The following is a 24,773-nucleotide window of genomic DNA, read 5'->3' on the forward strand; positions in this document are numbered from 1 at the left end:
AAGTGACAGTGCTCCTCGTAGCGCCCACCATGCCCAGCAGACAGAAAGCGAGCCCTTTCGTGCCGCCGCGTGAACAACCGACGAGCTCCCTGCCCGCCGACGGCTCCGCGGCGTCCAAACGCAGCTACCAGGTCGAGGCGCTGGCCAAGGGGCTGCGGTTGCTGGGCCGGTTCTCCGAACAGCGGTCTTCGATGAAGCTGACGGACATGGCCGCCGAGGCCGGTGTGCCGCTGCCGACCGCCTTCCGGATGGCCGCCACCCTGGTGACCGAGGGGTTCCTGGAGCAGCTGCCGGACGGCTCCTACCGCCCGGCTCCCAAAGTCCTCACGCTGGGTTTCGCGGCATTGCGTGGCATGGACGTCGTGGAACTCGCCGACGGTCCGCTGCGCCGGCTCGCGGCGGCGACGGGCCAGACGGTCAACCTGGGCACCCTGTCCGGCGACCAGGTGCTCTACCTGGTCCGGCTGCGCAACAACGACCTGGTGACGGCGAACATCCAGGTGGGGTCGCGACTTCCGGCGGTCAACACCTCCATCGGAAAGGTCCTGCTGAGCGGTCTGGACGACGACGAGCTGGACAAGCGCCTCACCGAGGAGTCCTTCACCGGGGCGACCGGCCCCAACGCGATCCGGTCGTTGGCACAGCTGCGGCCGGTGCTGGCTCATATTCGCGAGCGGGGCTGGGCGGTGCAGGACGAGGAACTCGCCTACGGGCTGCGCTCGGTGGCCGCGCCCCTGCGTGACGCCTCCGGTGCGGTGGTGGCCGCGGCCAACGTGGCCGTACCCGCGATGGGATTTCCTGTCACCCGCCTGCTCGACGAACTTCGCCCGAACTTGCTGAACACCTGTCAGGAGATCACGCGGCTGCTCGGCGGAAGCTGACGGACGTGGCAGCCTGCACCGCCGTCCTGTCCGGTCGGCTCCGGACTCAGACGAGTGTGCGGCCGCCGTCCACATACAGCACCTGCCCCGTGATGAATGACGCCCGCGCCGAGGCGAGGAACAGCACGGCGCCGACCACGTCCTGCGGGGTGCCCAGACGCCCGGCCGGGACCAGGCTGAGCATTTCCTCCCGCATCCCCGGCCTGTCCAGGTACTCGCGGGTCAGTTCGGTCTCCGTGTAGCCAGGGGCGACCGCGTTGACGGTGACACCGTCGGCGGCCCACTCCCGGGCCATCACCTTCACCAGCTGGTCCAGTCCGCCCTTGGTCGCCGCGTAGGGGGCATGGTGCGGATGGGCGAGCCGGGAGGAGACCGAGGAGAAGAACACCATGTTCCCGTGCCCTGCCCGGCACATCAGACGTCCCGCCGCCCGCCCGGCGTAGAAGGCGCTCGACAGGTTCAGCGTGAGGATCCGGTCCCACGTCTCGTCCGGTGTGTCGACCACCGCCCGGCGGTCGTTGGTTCCCACCGCGTGCACCAGCACGTCCAGCCCGCCGAGCGCATCCGCCGCCGCCCGGACGGCTTCCTCGCACGCCGTCGAGGTCGTGACATCGGCCGGAATCACGTGCACATCGACGTCCGCGAGCGCCGGATCGTCCCGCAGAGCCTTGAGCTTCGCCTCGTCCACGTCCACGACGGCCAGCTGTGCCCCGGCGTCCGCGAGCCCTTGGGCGCAGGCGGCACCCAGGCCGCCGGCCCCTATGACAAGCGCACGGCTGCCCTCCATGCCCAACCAGGCCATGGCACACTCCTTCGCTTCACTTTCTACTGACGAAAGTCACTTTCATACGGACGATAAGCCTGCGCTGGTGCGATGTCCATCACGCCTGCCACCCGCAGCCCTTGGCCTCCGCCAGATCGCGACGCTTTTGTTTGCGGCTGGTTGGCGGGCCGGCACGGAGGACCGATGCCGAAGGTGGGCGACAGGTGCGATTGGCGCCGCGGTGCGGCGAGCCGGTCAACGGGCGCCCAAGTCAGATGGTGTCTCGCCCAACAGGAACGACACGAAACGGCGGTCCGGATCCCACCGGTCACGCAGGGGTCCGAGACGGGACAGCGCGCCGGCGGAGAAGTAGGCGTCCGGTCCCAGTCCGCGGGACGCCATCGAGTCCGCGCCGATCTGGCTTCCGACGGACACCGGTTCCAGCCGCCGGGCATGGTCGGTGACCCACGCCTGCAACTGGGCGTCCTGGCTCGGATCGTCCCCCACCGCGACCACCTCGATCAGGGTGTCGCCGAGCAGCGAGAAGGCCATGTCCGGCAGTTCGGGCACCCCCGCGAGGTTCTGCCAGTTGATGTGTGACCGGGGCGTGGGGAGCGAGGTGAGAGCTGCTTCGAGGGCCGGCACCAGGGCGGATGCCGCCGCGCTCGACATGATGTTGTCGTGCGCGTACCGAAGACCGGCCGGGTACAGGTCATCGACGCCCGTGAGGTGCTGCACGCTCCCGACCGTGGTGCCGTCATCGCCCCAGATCGCCTTCTCCCGCAGAGGGCCGCTCGCGAAGAGCGCGAGCGCATCGTCGGCCTCGCGCTCGGAGTCGGCGAAGGCGACCGTGCCCAGCAGCATCGTCGGCCCGTCCGGCGAGTGGGTCACATGCTGGGTGACACAGAGGGCCTGGTCCACGATCGGTGACATCTCGTGACGGATCTCGTGCAGCCAACTGAGGAGTTCACCACGCGCCGCGAACGGGTAGTTGTGCGCGGCGGCCTTGATCACGGCCGGCTTCGGCTGCATCTCCAGGTGGAAAGCGGTCACGATGCCGAAGAAGCCGGGACCTGCGCCTCGGGCGGCCCAGTAGAGATCGCTGTTCTGCGACTCATCAGCCCGGACCACTTCACCGTCCGACGTGACCACGTCGACGGCCCGGACCAGACCACACCCGGGACCGTACGCACGCCAGTTCCATCCCAGGCCTCCGCCCAGTAGGAAGCCTCCTACCGCCACCGTCGAACAGTGGCCGTGGGGGAAGAACAGCCCCAGCGGATCCAGCGTCAGGTCGAGGTCCTGTCCGATGGCCCCGGGGCCGACGACCGCGGTCCTGGCCCGGACATCGACGTCGATGCTCGCAAGGCGGGACACGTCGACGAGGAGCGCGCCCTCACGGACACCCGCGGCGGCGGTGCTGTGCCCGCCGGCGCGGACGGAGACCTGGAGTCCCCGCTCCTGCGCCAGTCGTACGGCAGCCGCGACATCGGCGGCATCCTCGGCCAGCACGATTCCGGCCGGACGTCTTGGAGGCTTACGGCCGTTCCAGACGGCGTCGCGGCGAGCTTGCTCGTAGCCCTGATCCTCCGACCACAGCAGCTTCCGCTCCAGTTTTCCCGCGAGTGTCACATTCTTCCTTTCAATGTGGGGTGCAGGGCGCTCAGGCACCGGTGAAGTGATCGAGGACAGCGGAAACGGTTCAGGTGAACGCCTCATCCGGCGTCACGACAAAGGTGCGACAGCAGGTGCGAGACCGACGTCAGCGGCGCGTGATTCCTCCGTCGACGACGATGATCTGGCCGGTGATGAACGCGGCTTCACCGGAGGCAAGAAATGCCACGGTGTGGACGATGTCCTCCGGCCTCCCTCGCCGCTTCAGGTCCTGCATCCGCACGGGTCTGGTCGAAGAACTCCTCACTTAGGGGTTCTTTCCCTATGCCCGTCCGGGTCGCGCGGCCTGGCACCGCACCTCGCCGCGTTGCCGAAACGCCCACGTGGCTCCTCCCTCACGCTCGAACAACCTCGCGCGGGGGGACCCCCATCGAGGCCGCTCCGGCGCCTTGCGATGCACGGCACCAGACCACGCGACCTGATCGGACGCTCATAGTGAAAGGACCCCTTACTGCCTGGAGAGTCGTGGCTGTCTGGATCGGCTGCGGCCGGCCGGTCCGGGCACGCGCAATGCTGCGTGGCCCCGGCGCAGGGAGGAACCGCACCTTCCGATGATTGGAAACGAGGTGCGGCGCAGCCCGGGCAGCCGCCGCCGGCACCCGCGGGCAACGCACGAGCGGCGTACGACGAGACGGGCGGGGAGCATGCGCCCGACCCCACCGCCCGGGCACCACCCACGCGGCCGCAACGTCCTTCCGATACGGTTCCGGCATGTCCGATCTCGACGCTCAGCAGCCGTCGGCCTCCGGCTCCCCGGAACCCTCCGCCCAGAAGCTCGAAGCCCTGGGCGAGCGGCTCAAGGAACGGATCTACGCGGTGATCACCATGCTCGCCGTGATGGTCGGCCTGGCGCAGAACGCGCATACCCGGCACAGCACGGCGGCGCTGTACGTCACGGGCACCGCGGTGGGCCTGTGGCTGGCGACCTTGGTGGCCGACACGCAGGCCCACCGCGTCGTTCACCAACGGTTGGCCGACCGCCGCGAGGTACGGCACCTGCTGTTCGTCAGCAGCCCGCTGCTCAGCTGCGCCGCGGGCCCGCTCCTGATGATCGCCTTGTCCGCGGGCGGCGCCCTCGGTCTGTCCACCGCGCTGTGGATCGCGGTCGGCGTGGACGTCGCCTCGATGGCGGTCTGGGGTTTCGCGGGCGGGCGGCGGATGGGCGGTGGCGTACTGCTTTCCGGCGTGGCGGGGCTGATGGACGCGGCGATCGGCTCGGGCGTGGTGATGGTGAAAGTGATCACTGGGCACTGAGCGCGGCGGCAGGGATGTCCCTGGTCTGTGCGTCGGTTTCACCCCTCGATGGCGCGCCCCTGGGGGATGAGGCCGGACGCGGCTGTGAGGAGTCGGTGTGCCGGTCGACTGCTGCTCGAACCGTTCGGTATCGGACGGCGTGCGGCTGTCATGTGTGTGGGTGTCATGTGTGCGGCTGCCAGGCCGCCAGGGCGGCGTCGACCGTGTCGGCCACCGTCTCCCTGTCCGGCTGCGCGCCGAGCATGAGCCGCAGGAAGAGCAGAGGGCCGAGGATCCGGGAGGCCAGGTCCCGGGTGTGTTCTTCGACGCCGGAGCGCAGTTCACCGCGTGCGACAGCGGCGGCGAGCGCGTCGGTGAGGTGCTCGCCGACGCGGCCCGACATCTCGTCGCGCAGGCTGCGTACCGCCGGGTCCCGCTCCGCGCGCTCCATGATCGTAGCGATGACGGAGGCGGAAACCGGACGGCTGAGCCAGTCGGCCTGCCGCTGCAGGTACGTGACCAGCTCGTCGCGGACCGGGCCGTGGCCCAGGGTGAGCATGGGGTGGGCGGCGCTGGTCAGGGTGTCCAGGAGGAGGGCCTGCAGGTCGGGCCAGTGCCGGTAGACGGTGGCGCGGCCCACTTCGGCCCGTGCGGCGACGGCGGCGTGGGTGATGCGTCCCGGCCCTCCTTCGACGAGGAGTTCGGTAGCTGCGGCCAGGGCGGTGGCGCGGCTGCGGCGGGCTCGGGGGTCGTCGTTCGTACGAGGCATCGGGGGCACCTTTCTTTCCGAGCGACTTGTGAGACGATTTGACTCACAAGCTAGCTCTGATACATACTGTCTCACAGATGGCTCGGGGGCCGCGGCAGCGGGCCCCGCACGTCACCCACCCCTTGAGGCACCAAGGAGACAGCTCATGCCTGTGACCATGAACGAGAACGCCATCGCCCTCCGTTTCGCCGACCGCGCCACCGCCTACCAGGCACTCAGCGAGCTGAAGCACCTCGACTCCGCCACCACCGAGGTCCGCGGCGCCGTCCTGATCGAGCGCATGGAGGACGGCACCGTCCACTTCCCCGAGGGCATGGACACGGAGTCCGGACGCGGTACAGCGGTCGGCTCGCTCATCGGTTCGCTCGTCGGCATCCTCGGCGGTCCCCTCGGCCTGTTGATGGGCTGGGGCATCGGTGCGCTGATCGGCGGAGGCCACGACTACAAGCGGGCCACCGAAGCGACCGAGGCCGTCGGTGCCTTCACGCCGCACGTCCCGCCGGGCGGCACCGTCATCCTGGCCGGAGTCGAGGAGGCCGACACGGAGGCTATGGACCTGCTGGCCACGCGCTACGGTGCGACCCTCGAACGCCGCCCCGCCGACGAAGTGCGGGCCGAACTGAAGGCGATGGAGAAGGCGGCCGACGAGATCAGGAAGCAGGAGGCCAAGGACAAGCGCGACGGCAAGCGCGCCGAGCGCGAGCGCAAGGCCGGCGAGCGGAAGAGCAAGGACGGCGCCGACACGCCGGGGGCGAACCTTGCCACGGCCGGCACGTCCTCCACAGACGCGGGGTAACACCCCCCTGCCCCGCAAGGTGGGGGGGCGGGCCGGCCAGGTCCGCCCCCCCACCGTCTTCATTCGGCGCAGGCTTGAGGCCGCGTACAAGCCGGCCCGGTCGCTGTGTGAGATCGCTTCGCGGCTGCTCGGTCTTCGCCTTCCGGCCCGGCCACCTCCCACTCGCCCTCGGCGATCTGGGAGATGGGAGGATCCGTCCAGTCGACTGGGCTCCCGCTCCCGGTGCAGACGCCGGTGGTATGGAACCGGCTGCGGTAGCCACCGGGCGAGACTCCGCAGGACCAACCGCGCGCAGTGCAGTGTGCTCAGTGGGTCGTCGCTCGGAGTCCGTTCAGTACCCCGAGGGCAGCCAGCCTGAAGGCCCCGGTGTGGATGAGACCGATCCGCGGCGCCAGCTCGCGGGCCGCCGCCGGCGGCCCCGGGGACCGTGTCCGGGTCAGCTCCTCCGGTATGTCATGTGTGCCGGGGGCGAAGGTGTCGGCCGGTAACTATGCCCGCCGCCGGCGATCTCTCATTCCCAAAGCACGTGGTCAGCCCAAGAGTTGGATTCGCGAGCATGCCACTGGCGTACGACGAGCAGTCCGTTGTTCCACCTACCGGTATGGCGCATCCGCTTGCGGCACGGCCTGCAACGACTGAGCTTGTTCCCCCCCACCCCCACTTTTTACGGTTTTTGGAGATGACTGTTATGAGCAGCGAGTTGCTGGCGCTACGGGCAGGGCACGTCTTCGACGGCGTGGACGTCAGGCCATCCGGCATGGTGCTGATCGAGGACGGCGTGATCCGTGACGTGGACTTCACGGGAGCGGCACCTCCGGAGCATGCGACGGTGACGGACTTCGGGCCGGAGGCGTGGCTGCTTCCCGGGCTGATCGACGCGCACGTGCATCTGTGTTGGGACGGCACCGACGACGCCGTGGCGCATGTGATGTCCGACGCCCCCGAGGCCGTGCTGGAAACCGCACGCGCGGCCGCGGCGGCCACGCTGATGGCGGGTGTCACCACCGTCCGGGACCTCGGCGACCGCGACTACCTCACCCTCGCGCTGCGTGAGCAGGTGCCGCCCACGCAGCGCCCCGACATCGTTGCCGCCGGCCCGCCGATCACCACCCGCGGCGGCCACTGCTGGTTCCTCGGCGGCGAGACCGAGGGGGCCGACGCGCTGCGGGCCGCGGTACGCGAACGCGCCGAGCGCGGCTGCGACGTGGTGAAGGTGATGGCCGGCGGCGGCGCCATGACCCCCGGCTCCAACTCCCTTGACCAGCAGTACGACCGATCGGACCTGCGACTGATCGCCGATGAGGCGCACCGGCTCGGACTCACCGTGGCCGCCCATGCCCACGCCGTCCAGGCGATCGCGGACGTGGTCGACGCCGGGTTCGACACCATCGAGCACTTCTCCTTCTTCACCCCCGAAGGCGTCGGCCTTCGACAGGAAGTGCTGGACGAGGTCGTACGGCGAGGAACGTTCGTCAGCCTCACGGTGGGCATAAGGCCCGGCAAGGTACCGACTCCTCCGGCCGTGGTCGCTCGTTTCGCAGCCCTGATGGACATCGTGGCCAAGGTCATCGCCTCGGGCGCCCGGGTCGTTCCCGGAACCGACTCAGGCATCAGTCCCGGCAAACCGCACGGCGTCTACCCCTACGGGTTGATCCAGCTCGCCGAGCTGGGGATGTCGAACCGTGACGTGCTGCGCAGCGCGACCACCGAGGCGGCCAAAGCGGTGGGCCGGGCCGGACGCAAGGGCGTACTGATCCCCTGCGCGGACGCCGACCTCCTTGTGCTCGGCAGTTCCCCCATCGACGACATCTCGGCCGTCGCTGACATCCGCGCGGTGTACCGGGCAGGCCACCGGGTGCGCTGAGCCCTCAAGAAAACCATCCCCAGGACGGGGACGGTGCGATGAACGACCCGGCCGCGGAGGCCACGCTCCCTTCCCCTCGGGAGACCGCGGCCGGGTCCTTTCCCCTCCGGCATCGAACTCACCCCGCTGGATTGTGGCGTCCAGCAGGCCCTTGAGGGGCAGGGCAGGTCACCGATCTCCGTCGTCGTCCCCGTCGGAGAGGACACCGCGAACGCCCTGCGGGAGCGCATCGTCACGGCCCTCGCCGACCTGAAGGTCGGACCCGGCACCGACGAAGGCATTCAGATGGGCCCGCTGGTCACCAAGGTTCACCGGGACAAGGTGGCCGGATACCTCGACGTGGGCACCGAGGAAGGCGCCGAGCTGGTCGTCGACGGCCGCCGGACACCGCTCCCCGGGCATGAGGGCGGCTTCTTCCTCGGCGGCTCGCTCTTCGACCACGTCACCCCGGACATGCGGATCTACCGGGAGGAGATCTTCGGTCCGGTGTTGTCGGTGGTGGGGGCCGAGTCGTTCACCGAGGCGCTGAAGCTCGTCAACGACCACGAGTTCGGCAACGGTACGGCGATCTGCACCGCCGACGGCAACACCGCGCGCACCTTCCCGGCCAAGGTCAAGGCGGGCATGGTCGGCGTCAACGTGTCCATCCCGGTCCTCATGGCCTTCCACTCCTTCGGCGGCTGGAAGCGTTCCCTGTTCGGTGACCACCACATTCACGGTCCCGAAGGCGTGCGCTTCTACACCCGCTACAAGACCGCCACCACCCGCTGGCCCAACGACAGCCAAGTACGCGCGGACTTCGCGATCGGAGTTACAACGCCCATCAGTGGATGCCGATCGCGAAGGCTCGGCCTTCGTCCGGGCGGGCAAGAGAACGGTGTTGCGGCGGTGTTGCTGCGCCGGTGCGCAGAACGCACAGGGCTGACCGGGGCGTTGGGGCACTCGACGCAACGATCCTGTCCCGTCTCGGCCGAGAGGTTCCCGTTGATGCTGTTGTCAGTGAGGGCGGCAAGCGAACGTCTCTGTCACGGCCTGCGATCGGGGCGACATCACTCCACCGACTCCAGAATGCGGTGCAGTGTCCGGCGCCCCATTCTGCTCATCGTCGGATTGCTCTCGACGTAGTACCAGACAACACCCATCGCCTGTTCGAACGCCCAGGCCTTGCCGCGCTCCCACTCCAGATCGTCACAGGCCAGTGTCCGTCGGAGCACTTCCCGCGGGCCTGGCTGCAGCAGGTGCCAGGCACCGACCAGGTCCAGCGCGGGGTCGGCCGGGCCGAAGCCGCCGGTGTCGAGTACGCCGCTGAGCCGGTCTCCCGCGACCAGTACATTGCCGGGAATCAAGTCACCATGGCTCATCACGTCGGCACCCGTGCGTGGCAACTCCCGAAAGCGGCTCCACACCCGGCGCAGGCGGGGCACGTCGAGCAGCCCTTCACTCTCCTCGAAGCACTTCGCCATCCAATCGTCGTGGTGAGCGAGAATCCCGCCACGATTGTCGCCGCTGAAAAGCCGGCCCCGCGTCTCGGCGTCCCGCAGGGCGGCGATGAAGGCCGCGAGGTCCTCGGCGAAAGCGTCCGACCCACTCGGGTCGGCATCAGAGGCGACCGTTCCCGGCAGCCATGTCTGGACCGACCACGGCATGGGGTAATCCGCTCCGGGCTTTCCCAGGGCGACGGGCGCCGGGGTGGGGAACCGAGACACCTGCGCCAACTCCGCGCTCGCCTGGGCTTCCTGTTCCAGAACCGCCAGCGCCTCGGCGGCATCGGCCAGACGCAGGGGGAAACGCGCAGAGAGGTCGTTCCCGATGCGGAAAATGGCGTTGACCGTCCCGGTCGACGACAGGGGTTGGATGGCCCTGCCGCTCCACTGAGGGAACTGTTCTCGGATCAGGGTCGCAACGATTTCGGTGGTCACGTCCACTTGGTCATCGTGCATGTTCATTCTCGCAGGCCCTTCCGCTGGTCCACTTCGCCGGGGGCGGACCGGATCGACGGAGACGACAGCCAGTATTCCTGCGCCAGGTTCTGGATCAACTGAGATTTCGGGCCACCCAGGTGTGGCCGCCCCAGTCGCCGTGACTGCGAGGACGGCTGCCTCAGCCAGGACGGGGAGTTCACGCAACTGCCGGTCGGCAGCGCGGGCGTGTGGCGGATCGGGTCGCCGTACCTTCCCTCCGAACCCGCGTCCTCGTCCTCGGGGGCGGGCGGCTGCCCGCGCTTCAGCGGGGCGCCGGTCCGCTGCTGCGCCGGACGACCAGGTCGACCGGGACGAGCGACTCGGGCTGCGCGGGCCCGGCCGGGCCGTCGATGCGGTCGAGCAGGAGCCGCAGGGAGCGGGTGCCGATCTCCGCGAAGTCGGTGCGCACGGTGGTCAGCGGCGGCAGCAGATGCGCGGCCTCCGGGATGTCGTCGTAGCCGACGACGCTGACGTCGCCCGGCACGGAGCGGCCGGCCTCGTGAAGGGCGTGCAGGACGCCGAGGGCCATCTGGTCGTTGGAGACGAACACCGCCGTGACGTCCGGGCGCGCCGCGAGGCGCAGGCCCAGGTCGTATCCGGAGTCGGCGCTCCAGTCGCCGACCAGCGGCTCGGGGATCTTGGCGCCGGCCGCCTTCAGGGTCGACCGCCAGCTGTCCAGCCGGTGGTCGGCGGAGGTCCAGCCGGTCGGCCCGGCGAGGTGCCACACCGTCGCGTGGCCGAGCCCGAGCAGGTGCTCGGTGGCCTTGCGGGCGCCGGTCCGCGAGTCGCCGGTGACCAGCTCGGTGGCGTCGTCGAGGCCGTTCTCCAGCACCACCAGCGGTGTGTCGAGGTGGGTGTCGGCCAGGGCGCGGCCCACCCACAGCTGCGGGGCGATGGCGATCACGCCGTCCGCGCCCTCGGCGGACAGCCGGTTCACGGCCTCGACGACCGTGTCGTGGTCGGCCGTGTCGAGGGCGATGGAGCTGACCAGGTATCCGGCCTCCTGGGCCGCGGTGTTGATCGCGGTGAGGATGGAGGCGGGCCCGTAGCGGGCGGCGTCGAAGGAGATGACCCCGAGCATCCGGGTCCGGCCGCTGGCGAGGGACCTGGCGCTGCGGCTTGGCCGGTAGCCGAGTGTGCGCATGGCCACCAGGACGCCCTCGCGCGTCTCCGGGCGGACGGAGGGGTGGTCGTTGAGCACGCGGGAGACGGTCTGCTTGGAGACACCGGCCAGCCGGGCCACGTCGTCCATCACGGGACGCGAGCCCGCGAAGTTCCGTCTGCTGCGCCCCTTCGGGACGGCCCCCTCGGCGGCGCTTGGGGTCATGGTGGCGGTTTCCTCGACGTCGTTGCGGCGGTGTGGTCCCGCCCGGCAGGACCACAGCATAGGCGGGGGGAGTCCCGGGGGCCCGGCGGCGCCGGACCCCCGGCCGGTACGGCCCGGCGGTCAGCCGGCCCGGACGGTCCAGGTGCGGGCGGTGACCCACTCGGCGCGCACCACGGCAGCCGTCTCCCCTGCGCCGCTCGCCTGCTCGGGCACGTACACCGGGGCCTCCGGGTGCAGGGGCAGCAGCCTCAGCCGCAGACCGTCCGCGCGCAGGGCGTCGGCGGGCAGCCGGTCGAGGCCGATGTCCCAGACCCGACCGGAGAAGAACTGGTCGGCGACGAGCACGTCCCCCGCGTACGCCCGCCCCACGTCACCGGTCCAGTGCAGGCGCAGCAGGGTCCCCGGCGGCAGGTCGTCCGGCACGTCGACGCGGTACTCGGCGGCGAGGGTGTCGACGTACTTGTCCGCGGGCGCGCTCGCCCGGCCCTGCACGCCGGTCGTGGTCTCGGGCGCCGGACCGGCGGGCCGGAGCAGGGTGACCTGGGGAGTGGCTTCTCCGCGTTCGCCGGACCGGACCGAGTACCGGGTGAACACCCCGTCCGCCTCCGGGCTCCCTGCCACCCCGTCCACCACCGGGGCCCGCTCCGGCGCGGGCAGCACCGCGAACGAGACGGCCGCCCGTGACCCGTGCAGCCGTACCTCGTCGTGGTCGAAGACGACGCCGTCCCCGCACAGCACCAGGCGCTCGGCACCCCAGGCCTCACCCCGGTAGGCGGTACGAGCCGTCGCCGCGTCCAGGACCAGCAGGCCGACCCGGCCCCCGTCCGCCGTCTCCACCTCGACCAGCGCGTCGGTGCCGGGGCGCAGCCCGGTCACCAGCAGCCGATCGCCGACCGGTGTGATGTCCCCGGTCGGCGAGCCGACCGAGGCCACTGTCGCCGCGTCCAGGGCGAGTTCGGGAGCGATGCCGTCGGCCGCGGCCAGCACCAGGACCGTACGACCGTCCACGTCGACCGTGCACACCGGCTGGGCGGTGGCCCACTCCAGCCTGAGCCCGGCCACGTCGAGCCGCAGCGGCCAGCAGAAGTAGGCGCCGCGCGGGACGGTGACGGGGACGCTCGGCAGCGTCAACTCGTCGGCGCCGTTCGGGAATTCGACCGTGAACGACGTGTCCGGGTGGTCCGGCAGCGGCTCGTGCGGCTGGTGGTTGTTGACGAACAGGAACCCCGAGCCGTCGTCCCCGCGCACGGCCCAGCGCAGGGTGTCCCGGTCGCCCTGCCCGTCCGGCTGCCGCTCGGGCAGCGTGGACCGCATGGGCGCGATCCGGTCGCCGAAGTCCGCCAGCAGCAGGTGCTGCAGGCGCAGTTCGTGGTACGTCCGCCGGTACTGGCCGTACTCGCCGAGCGGGGCCTGGAAGTCGTACGTCAGGACGGGCAGGTCGTTGGGGTAGCCGGTGGCGTGGGACTCCTGCAGGGTGGTCAGCTCACCCGCCGGGTTGGTGCCGCCGTGGAACATGTAGAAGCCCTGCCAGACCGAACCGCAGCCGATCTTGGTGAGGCCGAGCGCGCCGATGTCGTCGGCGTCGACGCGGGGCCGGCGGTGGTACGACACGGCCATGCCGCCGCCCAGCTCGCAGGTGGCCCAGGGGAACCGGTCGGCGAAGGCGTCCGGCTCGCCGCCGCGCACGGTGGTGGGCCTGAGGTCGGCGCCGATGCCCTCGTCGTCGCGGTGGTGGGTGAAGAAGAAGTGCTTGCGGCAGGTGTCGGGCCAGCCGCCGTCCGCCTCGGTCCAGAAGGTCTCGGTGTAGCCGCCGTAGAGCGGAAGCAGCTCGTCGGGCGGGAGCTGGACGCCGCCCCAGGCGGTCGACGTCCACAGCGGAGCGCTCATTCCGGCCTCTTGGGCCATGCGCTTCAGGGTGAGGAGGTGGCCGGGCTGGTCGTAGAGCTCGTTCTCGATCTGGATGGCCACGATCGGGCCGCCGTGCGCCCGGTCGAGGCCGCGCAGTTGCTCGGCGATCGCCGTGAACCAGGCGCGTACCGGCTCCAGGTAGGCGGGGTCGTCGCTGCGCGGGGCGCAGTCGCGGGCCAGCAGCCAGTCGGGCAGGCCTCCGTTACGGACCTCGGCGTGGGACCAGGGGCCGATGCGGGGAATGAAGTCCAGCCCGTGGCGGGCGCACAGTTCGGCGAAACGGCGCAGGTCGCGGTCGCCGTCGAAGCGGACGCGGCCCTCGGTCTCCTCGTGGTGGATCCAGATGAGGTAACTGGCGACGGCGGTCACTCCGCCCGCCTTCATCTTCAGCAGCTCCTCCTCCCACTCCCCGGCGGGGTAGCGCGAGTAGTGGAACTCGCCGGAGACCGGGAACCAGGGGCGGCCGCCGCGGGTGAGCCAACGGCTGGTGACCGCGATCGGGTCGGGCACACCCGGGGCGTCGGCGAAGGGCAGGTGTCCGACCAGCGGTGGGTCTGCGGGGGAGGAGAGGCGCAGGCGGTGCGGGCGGGTCATCAGTCGTTCTCCGGTCCGAGATCGGCGGTGCCGGTGAGCTGGGCGCGCGTGCCGGTGGTGGCGTGCAGCTCAAGCAGGACGAGTTCGTTGGCGCCCGGACGCAGGACCGGGCCGGGGACGTACAGGGTGCGCTGGGGGCCGCGGTTCCAGTAGCGGCCGAGGTGGAAGCCGTTGACCCAGGCCTGGCCCTTGGTCCACCCGGGCAGGGCGAGGAAGGTGTCGGCCGGGGTGCCCACCTCGAACGTCCCCTGGTGGAAGGCCGGTACCGCGTCCGTGGCGGCGTCGGACGGCACGAACGGCACCGCACCCAGGTCGCCCAGCGGCACGGGCCGGCACTCCCAGCCGTGCAGGACCGCGCCCTGGAAGGACACCGGACCGAGCAGGCCCTTCGGGGCACCGATGCGCGGCCCGTAGTTGACCCCGCCCTGGTTCTCCACGAGCACTTCCAGGACGGCGCCGGGCGTCGGCACCCGCACGGGCAGCGTCTCGTCGTGACGCTCGCGTTCCAGCACGCCCACGGGGGCGCCGTCCAGGAAGACCTGGGCGCGGTCGCCCACCCCGCCCGAGAAGTGCAGCAGACCGTCGCCCGAACCGGGAACGGTGGTGCGGTACAGGACGTGACCGGTGTCCACCCCGAGGTCGTTCGCCGTCACCGGGTCCTCGCTGCGCACGACGCCGTCCAGTGTGCGCAGATACGGCAGCAGCGGGGCCCGGCGGTGCAACTCGACGGTCGTCTCCGGGAGTTTGGGGCCCGGCGCCGGGGCGGGCTCGTCCGGGACCGGAGCGTGCCGGGCGATGACCTCGCGGAACGCGTGATATTTGGGGCCGGGGTCGCCGCTCTCGGTGAGCGGGGCGTCGTAGTCGTACGACGTGACGGTGGGCTCGTAGGCGTGCTTGTGGTTGGCGCCGCTGGTGAAGCCGAAGTTGGTACCGCCGTGGAACATGTAGATGTTCACGGAGGCACCGGCGGACAGCAGCCGGTCCAGGTCGGCCGCCGCGTCGGACGCCGACCGCGTGTGGTGGGGCCCGCCCCAGTGGTCGAACCAGCCGATCCAGAACTCCGCGCACATCAGCGGGCCTTCGGGCCGGTGGGCGCGCAGCGCGGCCAGGTGCTCCTCGACCCGGCTGCCGAAGGTCACGGTGGCGAGCGTGCCCGGCAGGGTGCCCGCGCCCAGGTGCTCGGCGTTGGCCTGGTCGCAGGTGAACAGCAGCTCGTCGACGCCCCGGGACCGCAGGGCCTGTTCCACGTGCTTGAGGTAGGCGGTGTCGTCGCCGTACGCGCCGTACTCGTTCTCCACCTGTACGGCGATCACCGGGCCGCCGTTCGCGGCGAGGTGCGGCAGCAGCGGGGGCAGCAGCTGGTCCAGGTAGCGGTCGAAGGCGTCCGTGAAGCGGGGGTCGCTGGTCCGCAGCCGGATGTCGGGGTCCGAGATCAGCCATGCGGGCAGCCCGCCGTCGTCCCACTCGGCGCAGATGTACGGCCCGGGGCGCAGCAGCACGTGCAGACCCTCCGCCTGTGCGAGCCGCAGGAACCGGGGCAGGTCGAGCAGGCCGTCGAGGACGAGGGTGCCGGGTGCGGGCTCGTGGAGGTTCCACGGCAGGTACGTCTCGACGGTGTTGAGGCCCATCAGGCGTGCCTTGCGCAGCCGGTCGGTCCACTGGTCGGGATGGACGCGGAAGTAGTGCAGTGCCCCGGAGATGATCCGGAACGGTTCGCCGTGCAGGAGGAAACCGTCGGACGAGGTCGTCAGAGCAGGCATGCGGGTGCTTCCTTTCGGTTCGCTTCGGTTCAAAACCTCGACAACGCCGGTGCCGGTGCCGGGTTCATCGGGCTCGGGTGCTGCGGACGAGCCAGAGTGTGGCGACCAGGCACAGTGCCGAGACACCGCCCAGCAGGAGCGGTACGGCCCGGACGTCGGATGCCTCGATGGCCTTGCCGAGCGCCGGTCCCGCCGCGACCCCTCCGGCCATGGACGCGGCGATGACCAGGGCGCCGGCCCGCCGGGCGCGGGGGGCCGACCGGTGCAGCCAGGGCAGGCCGGTGGGGAAGATCGGGGCGATGAACAGGCCGACACCGGCGTAGGCGTACGGCGCGAGCGCAGGGACCGACGCCAGCAGCAGACACGCCGTCATGCCCGCGCAGGAGACGGTGATGATGGTCTGGGCGGAGAAGCGCAGCGCGAGGGGAGCGACCAGGAACCGGCCGACGGTCATCATCAGCCAGTACACGGAGGTCGCGGTCGCGGCGATCCCGGCGCTGTATCCCACGGTCTCCAGGTGGGTCGGCTCCCAGCCGCCGACGCCCGCCTCGACACCCACGTGCAGCACGTAGAGCGCGACGAACACGGCGAGCACCGAGCCCAGACTGCGGCCGAGGGCCCGTCCGTCGTCGGCCCCGGCGCCGGCGGCCGGTTCGGGCGCCTGGTCGCGTACGCCCTTCAGACACAGCAGCAACGGCAGGTTGGCGAGCGCGAAGCCGAGGAAGATCGCCGGGTAGTGCGCGGAGCCGATCATGCCGACCAGCGCCGGGCCGAGGATCGCGCCGATGCCGAAGTGCGCGTTGAGGATGTTCAGCATCGCGGTCGAACGGTGACCGAACCCGACCGCGAACAGCTGGTTGAGGCCGTAGTCGATACCGCCGAAGCCGAGCCCCGCCAGCAGCGCCGCGGCCAGTGCGGCCGGCCAGGTCGGTGCCAGTGCGAAGCCCGCCGCGCCGACCGCCATGAGCAGGTACGAGGCGCCGAGGATCTGCCGGTTGCCGAGCCGCCCGTAGAGCCGGTCGAACAGCAGTACACCGGCCACTCCGCCGACGAAGTGGGCGCTCAGCCCCAGCCCCGCGGCGGAGGGGGACAGTCCGAACTCCTCGCGGAACGCCGGAATGGCCGGTCCGTACAGCGCCTGGAGTGCGCCGATGAGGACGAAGCCCACGCACGAGGCGGCCACGGCTGCGGGGCTGAAGACCGGGGTGTCCGGTCGTACGTGAGCGGGTGGCCTCGTGCGGCTGTCGACTGCTTGTTCGTCCCCCGGCACAGCACACCTCTCGTTGGCTCCGACCGCAGTGATGTTACCGGTAACATCACGGCCGTCAAGATTCCGGACGGAGATGGGTGCGAAGGGGGATTGGACTTTCAGTCCAAGCAATGGACGTGTAGTCTAGGATCTCCGGTTGCGGGAAGGGTGTGCGTGTCGGTGGGCGAGGCAAGTGTGGAGGCGGAGCGGGACGCGGTCATCGCCGCGCTGGTTCCGGTGATCGAGGGGATCGCGGCGACGTTCGGTCCGGTGTGCGAGGTGGTCCTGCACGACTACCGGCGGCCGGAGGAGTCGGTGGTCGCCATCGCCGGATCGGTGACGGGGCGCGCGGTGGGCGGCGCGATGAGTGAGATCGGCATGCGGATCGTCGCCCGGGGCGAGGAGGCGGCCGACGAGCTGAACTACGTCACCCGGACCGGCACCGGCCAGACCGTCAAGTCGTCCACGATGGTGCTGCGGGACTCCACGGGCGCGGTGTTCGGCGCGGTGTGCGTGAACCTCGACGTCACCGCGCTCACCGGCGCCCACACCCTGCTCGAAGCGCTGGCCGGCACAGCACGGCCGCCGATCGAACTCCCGGTCACCACCTTCGGCAACGACATCGACTCCGTCGTCGAGGTCATCCTCGACGACCACCACCCGAAACAGGACCGGGCATGGGCGGCCCTCGACCGGGACGCCCGCCTGGAGCTGTTCCGCAGCCTCGACGAGCGCGGGGTGTTCGCGGTGCGCCGCTCGGTCGAGCAGGTGGCCGCCCGGCTCGGCATCTCCCGCGCCTCCGCGTACAGCTACCTCTCCCAGGCCCGGGCCGCGACGGACGCGACGCCCGGCGGCACCGACACCACTGGAGGACACGCGTGACGACCACCACCCCGCCGGTCACCCTCGCCGACGTCCGTGACGCGGCCGCCCGGCTCAAGGGCGTCGTCCACCGCACGCCCGTGCTGCGCTCGCGCACCCTCGACGCTCTCGTCGGCGCCGAGGTCTTCCTCAAGTGCGAGAACTTCCAGCGCGTCGGCGCCTTCAAGTTCCGCGGCGCCTACCACGCGGCCTCGCGGCTGAGCCCGCAGCAGCTCGCCCGGGGCATCGCCACCTACTCCTCCGGGAACCACGCCCAGGCCGTCGCCCTCGCCGCCCGCGAGCTCGGCAGCACCGCGGTGATCGTCATGCCGCACGACGCCCCGGCCTCGAAGCGGGCCGCCACCGCCGGTTACGGCGCCGAGATCGTGACGTACGACCGCTACACCGGCGACCGCGTCGCCCTCGCCGAGGCTCTGGCGGCCGAACGCGGTCTCGCGGTCATCCCGCCCTACGAACACCCGCACGTCATCGCCGGGCAGGGCACGGCCGCCCTCGAACTCCTCGAAGAGGTGGGGGAGTTGGACATGCTGATGACTCCGGTCGGCGGCGGCGGACTGATCGCCGGAAGTGCCACGGCGGCCAAGGGGCAGTACGCGGACCTGCGGGTGATCGGCGTCGAGCCGGAGGCCGGGGACGACACCAAGCGGTCCCTGGAGGCGGGCCGGCGCGTCGAGATCCCCGTGCCGCACACCATCGCCGACGGACAGGCCCTGCACACCCCCGGCGAACTGACCTTCTCCGTCAACCGGTTGCTCGTCGACGCGATCGCCCTGGTCTCCGACGACGAGATCCGGGAGGCGATGCGGTTCGCGTTCGAGCGCCTGAAGATCGTGGTCGAGCCGAGCGGCGCGACCCCGCTGGCCGCCCTGCTCTCCGGCCGGGCGGGCCGCCTGCCGAGCCGGATCGGGGTGATCATCTCCGGGGGGAACGTCGACGCGGAGCGGTTCGCCCGGCTGTGCGGGGGCGCGGCCTGACGCCGGTGCCGTCCTCACTCGAATGGCGTTCCCGGGTGGACGGGCGGACGATGGAGAAGTGGGGCACGGCCCCCGCCGGTGCCGCTCGCGGTGGGCGGGAGGCGGGACCGGCCCCGGCCGAGCACTGCCCGGCCGGAAGGGAGAGCCGTCATGATCGAGGTGAAGACGCTCGACAAGCCGGACGAGCGCCGTGATTTCCCCCGGGGTCATCTGGAAGCCGTCCACATGAGTGGACTCGACTTCGCCGTGGCCACCTTCGAACCGGGCTGGCGCTGGTCCGAGTCCGTGGCCCCGATCGCGGGCACGGAAAGCTGCCAGATCCACCACAACGGCTACGTCGTCCAAGGACGCATGCGCATCCGCATGGACGACGGCGGCGAGGCCGAAGTGGGCCCCCACGACACCTTCGTATGCCCGCCCGGACACGACGCCTGGGTCGTGGGCGACGAACAGGTCGTGGTGTACGACTTCGCCGGAGGCATGGCGCAGTCGTACGCGAAGGCCGACTGACCCCGTCGAGGGCGCGCGCCTCACACGGTGACGACCACCTTGGCGCGCGCGTGCTCGACCTCCAGATACCGCATCGCCTCGGGCACCTCGTTCAGGGGGTACGTGCGGTCGACGACCGGGGCGATCTTCCCGGAGTCGACGAGTTCCCGCAGGGTCGCGAGGTTGGCCCTGCTCGGTCTGGCGGGGAGTTCGAGCAGGCGCTGGCGGACGAAGGGCGACACCAGACGCCGTTTGAGGAAGAGCCCCATCGGGCCGACCAGGCTGCCGCCCTCGAACACGCCCCCGCCGGACAGGACGAGCGTCCCCGTGGGGGTCACGGCGCGCCGGAACGCGCCCAGGGAGTGATTGCCCACCAGGTCCAGGACGACGTCGTACCGACGTCCGGCACGGGTGAAGTCCTGGCGGGTGTAGTCGATGACGTGGTCCGCGCCGAGTGACCGGACGAGATCGACGTTGCGCGTGCTGCACACGCCGGTCACCTCCGCGCCGAACGCCTTCGCGAGCTGCACCGCGAACGTGCCGACCCCGCCCGACGCCCCGTTCACCAACACCGTGCGGCCCGCCCCGACCCCGGCCACGTCACGCAGGCCGATGAGGGCGGTGTTCGCGGCCAGGGGGATCGCCGCCGCCTCCTCGAAACTCAGGCCGGCCGGTTTCGGGCCCACCGCGTCGCCGGCGGCGCACACGAACTCCGCGAACGCGCCGTCGGCCTCGCCGTACACCTCGTCGCCGGGGCGCAGTCCCTCGACCCCGGCGCCCACGGCCTCCACCAGCCCCGCGAAGTCCCGGCCCCGGATCCTCGCCTTCGGCGCGCGCAGCCCCATCACCAGGCGGGCGATCTTCGGATCGCCGCGCAGGAAATGCCAGTCGTAGGCGTTGAGCGCCGCCGCGTGCACCCGCACCAGCACCTCGCCGGCGGCGGGCACGGGCGGGTCGACCTCCCTGACCTCAAGGATGTCCGCCGAGCCGTATCTGTCCTGGATCACTGCCCTCATGGGCTCCCCCTCCGTTGCTGCGGAGCGTAAGGGCGGGAAGGCGGCAGGGACATCGGGGACAAGCCCTACGTCTGCGGGATGAGCCGACCGCTCACCGGGGCCGACCGTGGCCGGCCCGGCGTCAGACCGGCAGCAGACGCCCCACCAGGGCGCTGAGCTGGCGGGCGTTGCGGCACTCATGCATCTCGACGACCTCGGCGTAGTCGGGGGCGGCGGAGTCGCCCGTGCCCCACTGGGGGCGTGCCTCCGGGTTCAGCCAGTAGACCCGGCGGGCCCGTCCGGTGATCCGCCGTACGGCGGGCAGGTTCGGGTCGCTCATGTTCGTCCGGGCGTCACCGAGGACGAACACCGTGGTGCGCGGGCCGACCGCGTCGCCGTACCGCTCCGCGAACTCGCCCAGCGCGACACCGTAGTCGCTGCTGCCGTGCCACCCCGTGAGGACCGCCTCGGCGCGGATGCGGGCGCCGAGGCCCTCCGGGTCGGCGGCGCCGTGCACGAGCAGCCGGGTCACCTCGTCGATCCGGTTGACGAAGGCGAACACCCGCACCTTGCTGAACTGGTCGTGCAGCGCCTGCACGAGCAGCATCGTGAAGTCCGAGAACCCGGACACGGAGCCCGACACATCGCACAGCAGCACCAGTTCGGGCCGGGCGGGACGCCGTCGGCGCAGCACGGGCCGCATGGGCACCCCGCCCGTCGACAGCGATCCGCGCAGGGTGCGCCGCAGGTCGATGCTGCCGCGCGCTGCACGCCGCCGACGCGCGGCGAGCCGGGTGGCGAGCTTGCGGGCCAGCGGCTGCACGGTCCTGCGCAGTTCGGCCAGCCGGTCCTTCCCGGCGAACAGGAAGTCGACCCGGTCGGCTGTCGGGGCCACCGCCCGCCGCGCGAGCTCGTCCCGGCCCCGCCGCTCGGCGACCCGACGCCGCGCCTCCACACCCACCAGGGCGCGGAACGCCTCGATGCGCCGCCGGATCTCGTCCTCCAGCAGCCGGTCCGTGAACCCCGGACCACCGCCGCCCCGCGCCCGCACGTCGTCGCGCACGCGGGCCAGCAGCGTCTGCGGGCGCAGCCGGTCCAGCGCCTGGTACGACGACCAGCCGTCCGACGCGGGCGAGGAACCGTATCCGCCGAAGCCGTCGACCGCCTCGGCCGCCAGCCGGGCCATCAGTGCCCGGTCGTTCGCGGCCAGCGCGGCCGCCAGCCGGTCGCGCAGGCCGTCCCGGTCCGCGGCCTCGGTCTCCGGCGCCCCCACGGCCCGCGGAAAGTACAGGTCGAAGACCGGGTCGAACACGGGCCGTTGAGCCGTGCCGTGCAGCAGCGTCGCGGCCAGCCCCTCCCGCAGCAGCTCCCGGTCCGCGAGCCCCAGGGCCACCACCGCACGCGCCGCGTCCACGGTCTCCCCGGTGCCGACGTGGATGCCGTGCGCGCGCAGCGCCCCGACCAGGGACGTCAGCCGGTCCGCGACCCCGGCCGGCGTGCTCACAGAGCCCCCAGGTCCAGCTTGGCCCCGGCCTTCAGGACGTCGTCCTGGTGCTTCAGCAACACACCCAGGGTGTCGCGTACAAGGGCCTCGTCGAGCGTGTCCGCGCCCAGTGCGAGGAGCGTGCGCGCCCAGTCGATGGTCTCGGCGACGGAGGGCACCTTCCGCAGGTCCATGGCCCTGAGCGCGCCGACCACCCGGACCACCGACTCGGCCAGCACCTCGTCCAGGGCGGGCACCCTCAGCCGGACGATCCGCCGCTCCAGCTCCTCCTCCGGGAACCCGATGTGGAGGAACAGGCAGCGGCGGCGCAGCGCCTCGGACAGCTCACGGCTCGCGTTCGAGGTGAGGACGACGAAGGGGCGGCGGGTGGCGGTGATCGTGCCCAGTTCGGGCACGGTGACCTGGAAGTCGCTGAGCACCTCCAGGAGCAGGCCCTCGACCTCGACGTCCGCCTTGTCGGTCTCGTCGATCAGGAGCACCTTCGGCTCGTCGCCGCGGATCGCGGTCAGCAGGGGACGGGCCAGCAGGAACTCCTCGCTGAAGATGTCCGTACGTGCCTCGTCCCACGTCTCGTCCCGGCCCGCGCTGATGCGCAGCAACTGCTTGGCGTGGTTCCACTCGTACAGCGCCCGGGACTCGTCGACGCCCTCGTAGCACTGCAACCGCACCAGCCTCGCCCCCGCGACCTGCGCGACGGCCTTCGCGAGTTCCGTCTTGCCGACCCCGGCGGGGCCCTCCACGAGGAGCGGCTTGCCGAGGCGGTCGGCGAGGAAGACGGTCGTGGCGACGGCCGGCGAGGCGAGATAGCCGGTTTCGGCAAGACGCGCGGAGACGTCGTCGACGGAAGTGAACAACGGGGGCCTCCAGCACGGCGGCGTTACCTGGACGGTCACTATCTAAGCGCTTGTTCAGCGCCTGTGTCATCAGAAATCCGGTGATCCGACAGCAGCGGGGGCCGTCTCTCGACGGCCCCCGCTGAACGCCCGGCTGAACGGCCCGCTGAACGAACGCCTCACGCGGCCACCGCGACCGCCCTCACGGCCGGAGTGCGCAGCACCCGCCGGGCCGTCGCCAGGCTCGTCCCCAGTGTGGCCGCCGCCGCGACCGCGACGACCGCGAGCCAGATGCCGAGTCCCTGGTCGGGCAGCACCGAGTCGGTGCGCACGACGGTGAACGGAATGATCCCGGCGAGCGCGGCCACCGTGCCGAAGCACAGCCCCGTGACCGTCAGGATCAGCCCCTCCGTGCCCACCGTGCCCAGCACCTGCCCCGCAGTCGCTCCCGCCAGGCGCTGTTGCCCGAACTCCCGGCCGCGGTAAGTGGTCGCCGCGTACAGCGAGTTGACCAGCATCACGCAGACGAACACCGCGATGATGCCGACGACCGTGAGGTTCAGTGTCTCCAGGTTCTCGGCGTCGACCGACTTGGCCAGGCCCGAGGCCTCGACGGCGTCGCTCTCCACCGCCTGCATGTACAGCGTGGCCGTGGCGACCGCCGTGAACAGGATCAGCGACATCAGGATTCCGGAGAGGTGGTCCGCCCGGCGGCGCAGGTTGCGCACCGCCAGCCAGCCGCTCGCAGCCGTCAGCGGCAGCCGGTCCAGCACGCCCTTCAGCAGTCGCGGCGACAGCAGCGCGAAGCCCACCGACAGCAGGATCGCCCCGTACGCGGGCGCCGCCATCAGCGCCGCGTCCGTCGCCGACACGGCGAAGGTGGTGCACACCGCCGCGGCACCGGCGACCAGCGCGGCGTACGCGAAGAACGTCCGCCCCCGGCCCCGCCGTTCCCGCCTGCGCGTCGCCCGCCGTACGGCGAGGAACGCGGCGCCCGCCGCCGCGAGCAGCGTGATGTCGACGCCCGACAGGAGCGCGACCGGACCGAAGGAGTGGTCGACGGAACGCGCGACCTGCCCGCTGTCCTGGAACACGCCCAGCAGCGCCTGCCCGCCGAGCATCGCCGGACCGATCGCCAGCGCCGCGCCCACCAGGGCCACGGCCACCGCCTCACCGACCACCATCCGCTTGATCTGCGCCGGAGTCGCGCCCGAGCAGCGCAGCAACTCCAACTCGGCGGCCCGCTGACGGACGTTGACCGTGAGGGTCGAGGCGACGGCGAAGAACACCAGGAGGGTGCCGTAGCCGCCGACCACGCTCGCGGCGGTGGTCAGGGTCTCCGAACTCACCGGGTCGACGCCGCTCTGCGCCGCCGTGTCGTGCATCGAGTTGAACGTCATGATGATCGCCGCGCCCAGGAAGGCGGACAGCAGCGTCGCGAGGAACCGCCCGGGCCGCTGCCTGATCGACCGCATCGCCAGCGGGAACATCGCTCACACCCCCGCCATCAGGTCGTCGCCCAGGTGCGCCAGCCGCTCGGCGACGGCGTCCGCCGTCGGAGCGTCCATCCGCCCCGCCAGCCGGCCGTCGGCGAGGAACAGCACGGAGTCGGCGTAGGAGGCGGCGACCGGGTCGTGCGTCACCATCACCACGGTCCGCCCGTGCACCCGTACCGCCTGCTGGAGGAGCCGCAGCACGTCCCGCGCGCTGCGCGTGTCCAGGGCGCCCGTCGGCTCGTCCGCGAAGATCACCCGGGGTTCGGTGACCAGCGCGCGGGCGATCGCCACACGCTGCCGCTGCCCGCCGGACAACTGGTCCGGGCGGTGGCCCAGGCGGTCGCCGAGACCGACGGACGTCAGCACCTCGCGGGCCCGGTCACGGTCCACCCGCCGCCCGGCGAGCCTGAGCGGCAGCACCGTGTTCTGGGCGACGGTCAGCGTGTCCAGCAGGTTGTACTGCTGGAACACGAACCCGATCCGGCCGCGCCGGAACCTCGTCAGCTCGGCCTCGCCGCCCCCGGTCAGCTCCGTGCCGTCCACCCGCACGATGCCGCTGTCCGGCACGTCGAGCCCGGCCGCGCACTGCAGCAGAGTCGACTTGCCGGAACCCGACGGCCCCATCACCGCGGTGAAGGTGCCGCGGCCGAGAGTGAGGGTGACCCCGTCCAGCGCGGTCACGGCGCTGTCGTCCGTCCCGTAGGTCTTGCTGACCTTGACCAGCCGCAGTGCTTCGGCGGCGGGTCCCGTGTCGTGCGTACGTCGCGAACCTGCGCGAAACATCGTCATCACTCTCCGTCCGGCACGCCGTGTGCCTCCCT

22 protein-coding genes are annotated in these 24,773 nt (G+C 71.4%); 8 read left to right on the forward strand and 14 right to left on the reverse strand.

The window, feature by feature from the left end:
* The first annotated feature begins 29 nt into the window (after positions 1-29).
* The gene (locus ACZ5XS_RS07360; protein ID WP_468648661.1) at positions 30-881 is read left to right on the forward strand and encodes an IclR family transcriptional regulator; all 852 of its coding nucleotides are present in this window, start codon (positions 30-32) and stop codon (positions 879-881) included.
* Positions 882-927: 46 nt separating this feature from the next.
* Here ACZ5XS_RS07360 and ACZ5XS_RS07365 read toward each other — a convergent pair whose 3' ends face one another.
* The 3 genes from ACZ5XS_RS07365 to ACZ5XS_RS07375 form a co-directional block, all read right to left on the reverse strand.
* Positions 928-1,683, reverse strand: a complete 756-nt coding sequence (locus ACZ5XS_RS07365; protein WP_468648663.1) for an SDR family NAD(P)-dependent oxidoreductase — start codon at positions 1,681-1,683, stop codon at positions 928-930.
* Between the two features lie 216 nt (positions 1,684-1,899).
* On the reverse strand, positions 1,900-3,276 hold the full coding sequence (locus ACZ5XS_RS07370) for an FAD-binding oxidoreductase (RefSeq protein ID WP_468648665.1): 1,377 nt from the start codon (positions 3,274-3,276) through the stop codon (positions 1,900-1,902).
* Between the two features lie 130 nt (positions 3,277-3,406).
* Entirely contained in the window at positions 3,407-3,535 is a 129-nt protein-coding gene (locus tag ACZ5XS_RS07375) for an SDR family oxidoreductase (RefSeq protein WP_468648667.1), read from the reverse strand.
* A 494-nt stretch (positions 3,536-4,029) separates the two neighbouring features.
* Between ACZ5XS_RS07375 and ACZ5XS_RS07380 the strand changes: the two genes are divergently transcribed.
* The gene (locus tag ACZ5XS_RS07380; protein ID WP_468648669.1) at positions 4,030-4,572 is read left to right on the forward strand and encodes a hypothetical protein; all 543 of its coding nucleotides are present in this window, start codon (positions 4,030-4,032) and stop codon (positions 4,570-4,572) included.
* Between the two features lie 163 nt (positions 4,573-4,735).
* On the opposite strand, the gene ACZ5XS_RS07385 is transcribed toward ACZ5XS_RS07380, so the two are convergent.
* Positions 4,736-5,320: a TetR/AcrR family transcriptional regulator gene (locus ACZ5XS_RS07385; protein ID WP_468648671.1), complete on the reverse strand. Its 585-nt coding sequence runs from the start codon at positions 5,318-5,320 to the stop codon at positions 4,736-4,738.
* 145 nt (positions 5,321-5,465) lie between these two features.
* Here ACZ5XS_RS07385 and ACZ5XS_RS07390 point away from each other — a divergent pair, with 145 nt between their 5' ends.
* The 3 genes from ACZ5XS_RS07390 (at position 5,466) to ACZ5XS_RS07400 (ending at position 9,105) form a co-directional block, all read left to right on the forward strand.
* Positions 5,466-6,116 (forward strand): histidine kinase, encoded by a 651-nt coding sequence (locus ACZ5XS_RS07390; RefSeq protein WP_468648673.1) that lies wholly within the window; start codon positions 5,466-5,468, stop codon positions 6,114-6,116.
* A 679-nt stretch (positions 6,117-6,795) separates the two neighbouring features.
* The gene (locus ACZ5XS_RS07395) at positions 6,796-7,980 is read left to right on the forward strand and encodes an amidohydrolase family protein (RefSeq protein WP_468648675.1); all 1,185 of its coding nucleotides are present in this window, start codon (positions 6,796-6,798) and stop codon (positions 7,978-7,980) included.
* Between the two features lie 174 nt (positions 7,981-8,154).
* Positions 8,155-9,105: an aldehyde dehydrogenase family protein gene (locus tag ACZ5XS_RS07400; protein WP_468649132.1), complete on the forward strand. Its 951-nt coding sequence runs from the start codon at positions 8,155-8,157 to the stop codon at positions 9,103-9,105.
* On the opposite strand, the gene ACZ5XS_RS07405 is transcribed toward ACZ5XS_RS07400, so the two are convergent.
* The 5 genes from ACZ5XS_RS07405 to ACZ5XS_RS07425 all read right to left on the reverse strand — a co-directional run bounded on the left by ACZ5XS_RS07405 (position 9,030) and on the right by ACZ5XS_RS07425 (position 16,713).
* Positions 9,030-9,926, reverse strand: coding sequence for an aminoglycoside phosphotransferase family protein (locus ACZ5XS_RS07405; RefSeq protein WP_468648677.1), 897 nt, complete (start codon positions 9,924-9,926; stop codon positions 9,030-9,032). The two genes, ACZ5XS_RS07400 and ACZ5XS_RS07405, sit on opposite strands and share 76 nt — an antisense overlap.
* 277 nt (positions 9,927-10,203) lie before the next feature.
* Positions 10,204-11,268, reverse strand: coding sequence for a LacI family DNA-binding transcriptional regulator (locus tag ACZ5XS_RS07410; RefSeq protein ID WP_468648679.1), 1,065 nt, complete (start codon positions 11,266-11,268; stop codon positions 10,204-10,206).
* Positions 11,269-11,388: 120 nt separating this feature from the next.
* Entirely contained in the window at positions 11,389-13,770 is a 2,382-nt protein-coding gene (locus ACZ5XS_RS07415; protein WP_468648681.1) for a beta-galactosidase, read from the reverse strand.
* Positions 13,770-15,530: a glycoside hydrolase family 35 protein gene (locus ACZ5XS_RS07420; protein ID WP_468648683.1), complete on the reverse strand. Its 1,761-nt coding sequence runs from the start codon at positions 15,528-15,530 to the stop codon at positions 13,770-13,772. Before ACZ5XS_RS07420 ends, ACZ5XS_RS07415 begins: the two co-directional genes overlap by 1 nt.
* Positions 15,531-15,594: 64 nt before the next feature.
* Positions 15,595-16,713 (reverse strand): MFS transporter, encoded by a 1,119-nt coding sequence (locus ACZ5XS_RS07425; RefSeq protein WP_468648685.1) that lies wholly within the window; start codon positions 16,711-16,713, stop codon positions 15,595-15,597.
* A gap of 246 nt (positions 16,714-16,959) precedes the next feature.
* Between ACZ5XS_RS07425 and ACZ5XS_RS07430 the strand changes: the two genes are divergently transcribed.
* The 3 genes from ACZ5XS_RS07430 (at position 16,960) to ACZ5XS_RS07440 (ending at position 19,145) form a co-directional block, all read left to right on the forward strand.
* Complete coding sequence (locus ACZ5XS_RS07430; RefSeq protein ID WP_468648687.1) at positions 16,960-17,661, forward strand: helix-turn-helix transcriptional regulator; 702 nt, start codon at positions 16,960-16,962, stop codon at positions 17,659-17,661.
* A complete protein-coding gene (locus ACZ5XS_RS07435; protein ID WP_468648689.1) occupies positions 17,658-18,635 on the forward strand; it encodes a pyridoxal-phosphate dependent enzyme in 978 nt (325 codons plus the stop codon). The genes ACZ5XS_RS07430 and ACZ5XS_RS07435 overlap by 4 nt, the downstream gene beginning before the upstream one ends.
* A gap of 150 nt (positions 18,636-18,785) precedes the next feature.
* A complete protein-coding gene (locus ACZ5XS_RS07440) occupies positions 18,786-19,145 on the forward strand; it encodes a cupin domain-containing protein (RefSeq protein WP_468648691.1) in 360 nt (119 codons plus the stop codon).
* Positions 19,146-19,165: 20 nt separating this feature from the next.
* On the opposite strand, the gene ACZ5XS_RS07445 is transcribed toward ACZ5XS_RS07440, so the two are convergent.
* The 5 genes from ACZ5XS_RS07445 to ACZ5XS_RS07465 form a co-directional block, all read right to left on the reverse strand.
* A complete protein-coding gene (locus tag ACZ5XS_RS07445; protein WP_468648693.1) occupies positions 19,166-20,140 on the reverse strand; it encodes an NAD(P)-dependent alcohol dehydrogenase in 975 nt (324 codons plus the stop codon).
* 121 nt (positions 20,141-20,261) lie between these two features.
* The gene (locus tag ACZ5XS_RS07450) at positions 20,262-21,623 is read right to left on the reverse strand and encodes a vWA domain-containing protein (protein WP_468648695.1); all 1,362 of its coding nucleotides are present in this window, start codon (positions 21,621-21,623) and stop codon (positions 20,262-20,264) included.
* On the reverse strand, positions 21,620-22,477 hold the full coding sequence (locus ACZ5XS_RS07455) for an AAA family ATPase (protein ID WP_468648697.1): 858 nt from the start codon (positions 22,475-22,477) through the stop codon (positions 21,620-21,622). Before ACZ5XS_RS07455 ends, ACZ5XS_RS07450 begins: the two co-directional genes overlap by 4 nt.
* Positions 22,478-22,635: 158 nt before the next feature.
* Positions 22,636-23,946 carry an FtsX-like permease family protein gene (locus tag ACZ5XS_RS07460; protein WP_468648699.1) on the reverse strand — a complete coding sequence of 437 codons (1,311 nt, stop codon included), beginning with the start codon at positions 23,944-23,946 and terminating at the stop codon, positions 22,636-22,638.
* Positions 23,947-23,949: 3 nt separating this feature from the next.
* On the reverse strand, positions 23,950-24,741 hold the full coding sequence (locus ACZ5XS_RS07465; RefSeq protein ID WP_468648701.1) for an ABC transporter ATP-binding protein: 792 nt from the start codon (positions 24,739-24,741) through the stop codon (positions 23,950-23,952).
* Positions 24,742-24,773: the final 32 nt, after the last annotated feature.

This window comes from Streptomyces sp. NPDC033131 (assembly GCF_055578365.1).

Excerpts from the sequence above, each read along its gene's own strand:
- ACZ5XS_RS07360 (WP_468648661.1), top strand. The coding sequence starts at position 30 with ATGCCCAGCAGACAGAAAGCGAGCCCTTTCGTGCCGCCGCGTGAACAA.
- ACZ5XS_RS07365 (WP_468648663.1), bottom strand. The coding sequence starts at position 1,683 with ATGGCCTGGTTGGGCATGGAGGGCAGCCGTGCGCTTGTCATAGGGGCC.
- ACZ5XS_RS07375 (WP_468648667.1), bottom strand. The coding sequence starts at position 3,535 with ATGCAGGACCTGAAGCGGCGAGGGAGGCCGGAGGACATCGTCCACACC.
- ACZ5XS_RS07380 (WP_468648669.1), top strand. The coding sequence starts at position 4,030 with ATGTCCGATCTCGACGCTCAGCAGCCGTCGGCCTCCGGCTCCCCGGAA.
- ACZ5XS_RS07385 (WP_468648671.1), bottom strand. The coding sequence starts at position 5,320 with ATGCCTCGTACGAACGACGACCCCCGAGCCCGCCGCAGCCGCGCCACC.
- ACZ5XS_RS07390 (WP_468648673.1), top strand. The coding sequence starts at position 5,466 with ATGCCTGTGACCATGAACGAGAACGCCATCGCCCTCCGTTTCGCCGAC.
- ACZ5XS_RS07395 (WP_468648675.1), top strand. The coding sequence starts at position 6,796 with ATGACTGTTATGAGCAGCGAGTTGCTGGCGCTACGGGCAGGGCACGTC.
- ACZ5XS_RS07405 (WP_468648677.1), bottom strand. The coding sequence starts at position 9,926 with ATGAACATGCACGATGACCAAGTGGACGTGACCACCGAAATCGTTGCG.
- ACZ5XS_RS07410 (WP_468648679.1), bottom strand. The coding sequence starts at position 11,268 with ATGACCCCAAGCGCCGCCGAGGGGGCCGTCCCGAAGGGGCGCAGCAGA.
- ACZ5XS_RS07415 (WP_468648681.1), bottom strand. The coding sequence starts at position 13,770 with ATGACCCGCCCGCACCGCCTGCGCCTCTCCTCCCCCGCAGACCCACCG.
- ACZ5XS_RS07420 (WP_468648683.1), bottom strand. The coding sequence starts at position 15,530 with ATGCCTGCTCTGACGACCTCGTCCGACGGTTTCCTCCTGCACGGCGAA.
- ACZ5XS_RS07440 (WP_468648691.1), top strand. The coding sequence starts at position 18,786 with ATGATCGAGGTGAAGACGCTCGACAAGCCGGACGAGCGCCGTGATTTC.
- ACZ5XS_RS07445 (WP_468648693.1), bottom strand. The coding sequence starts at position 20,140 with ATGAGGGCAGTGATCCAGGACAGATACGGCTCGGCGGACATCCTTGAG.
- ACZ5XS_RS07460 (WP_468648699.1), bottom strand. The coding sequence starts at position 23,946 with ATGTTCCCGCTGGCGATGCGGTCGATCAGGCAGCGGCCCGGGCGGTTC.
- ACZ5XS_RS07465 (WP_468648701.1), bottom strand. The coding sequence starts at position 24,741 with ATGACGATGTTTCGCGCAGGTTCGCGACGTACGCACGACACGGGACCC.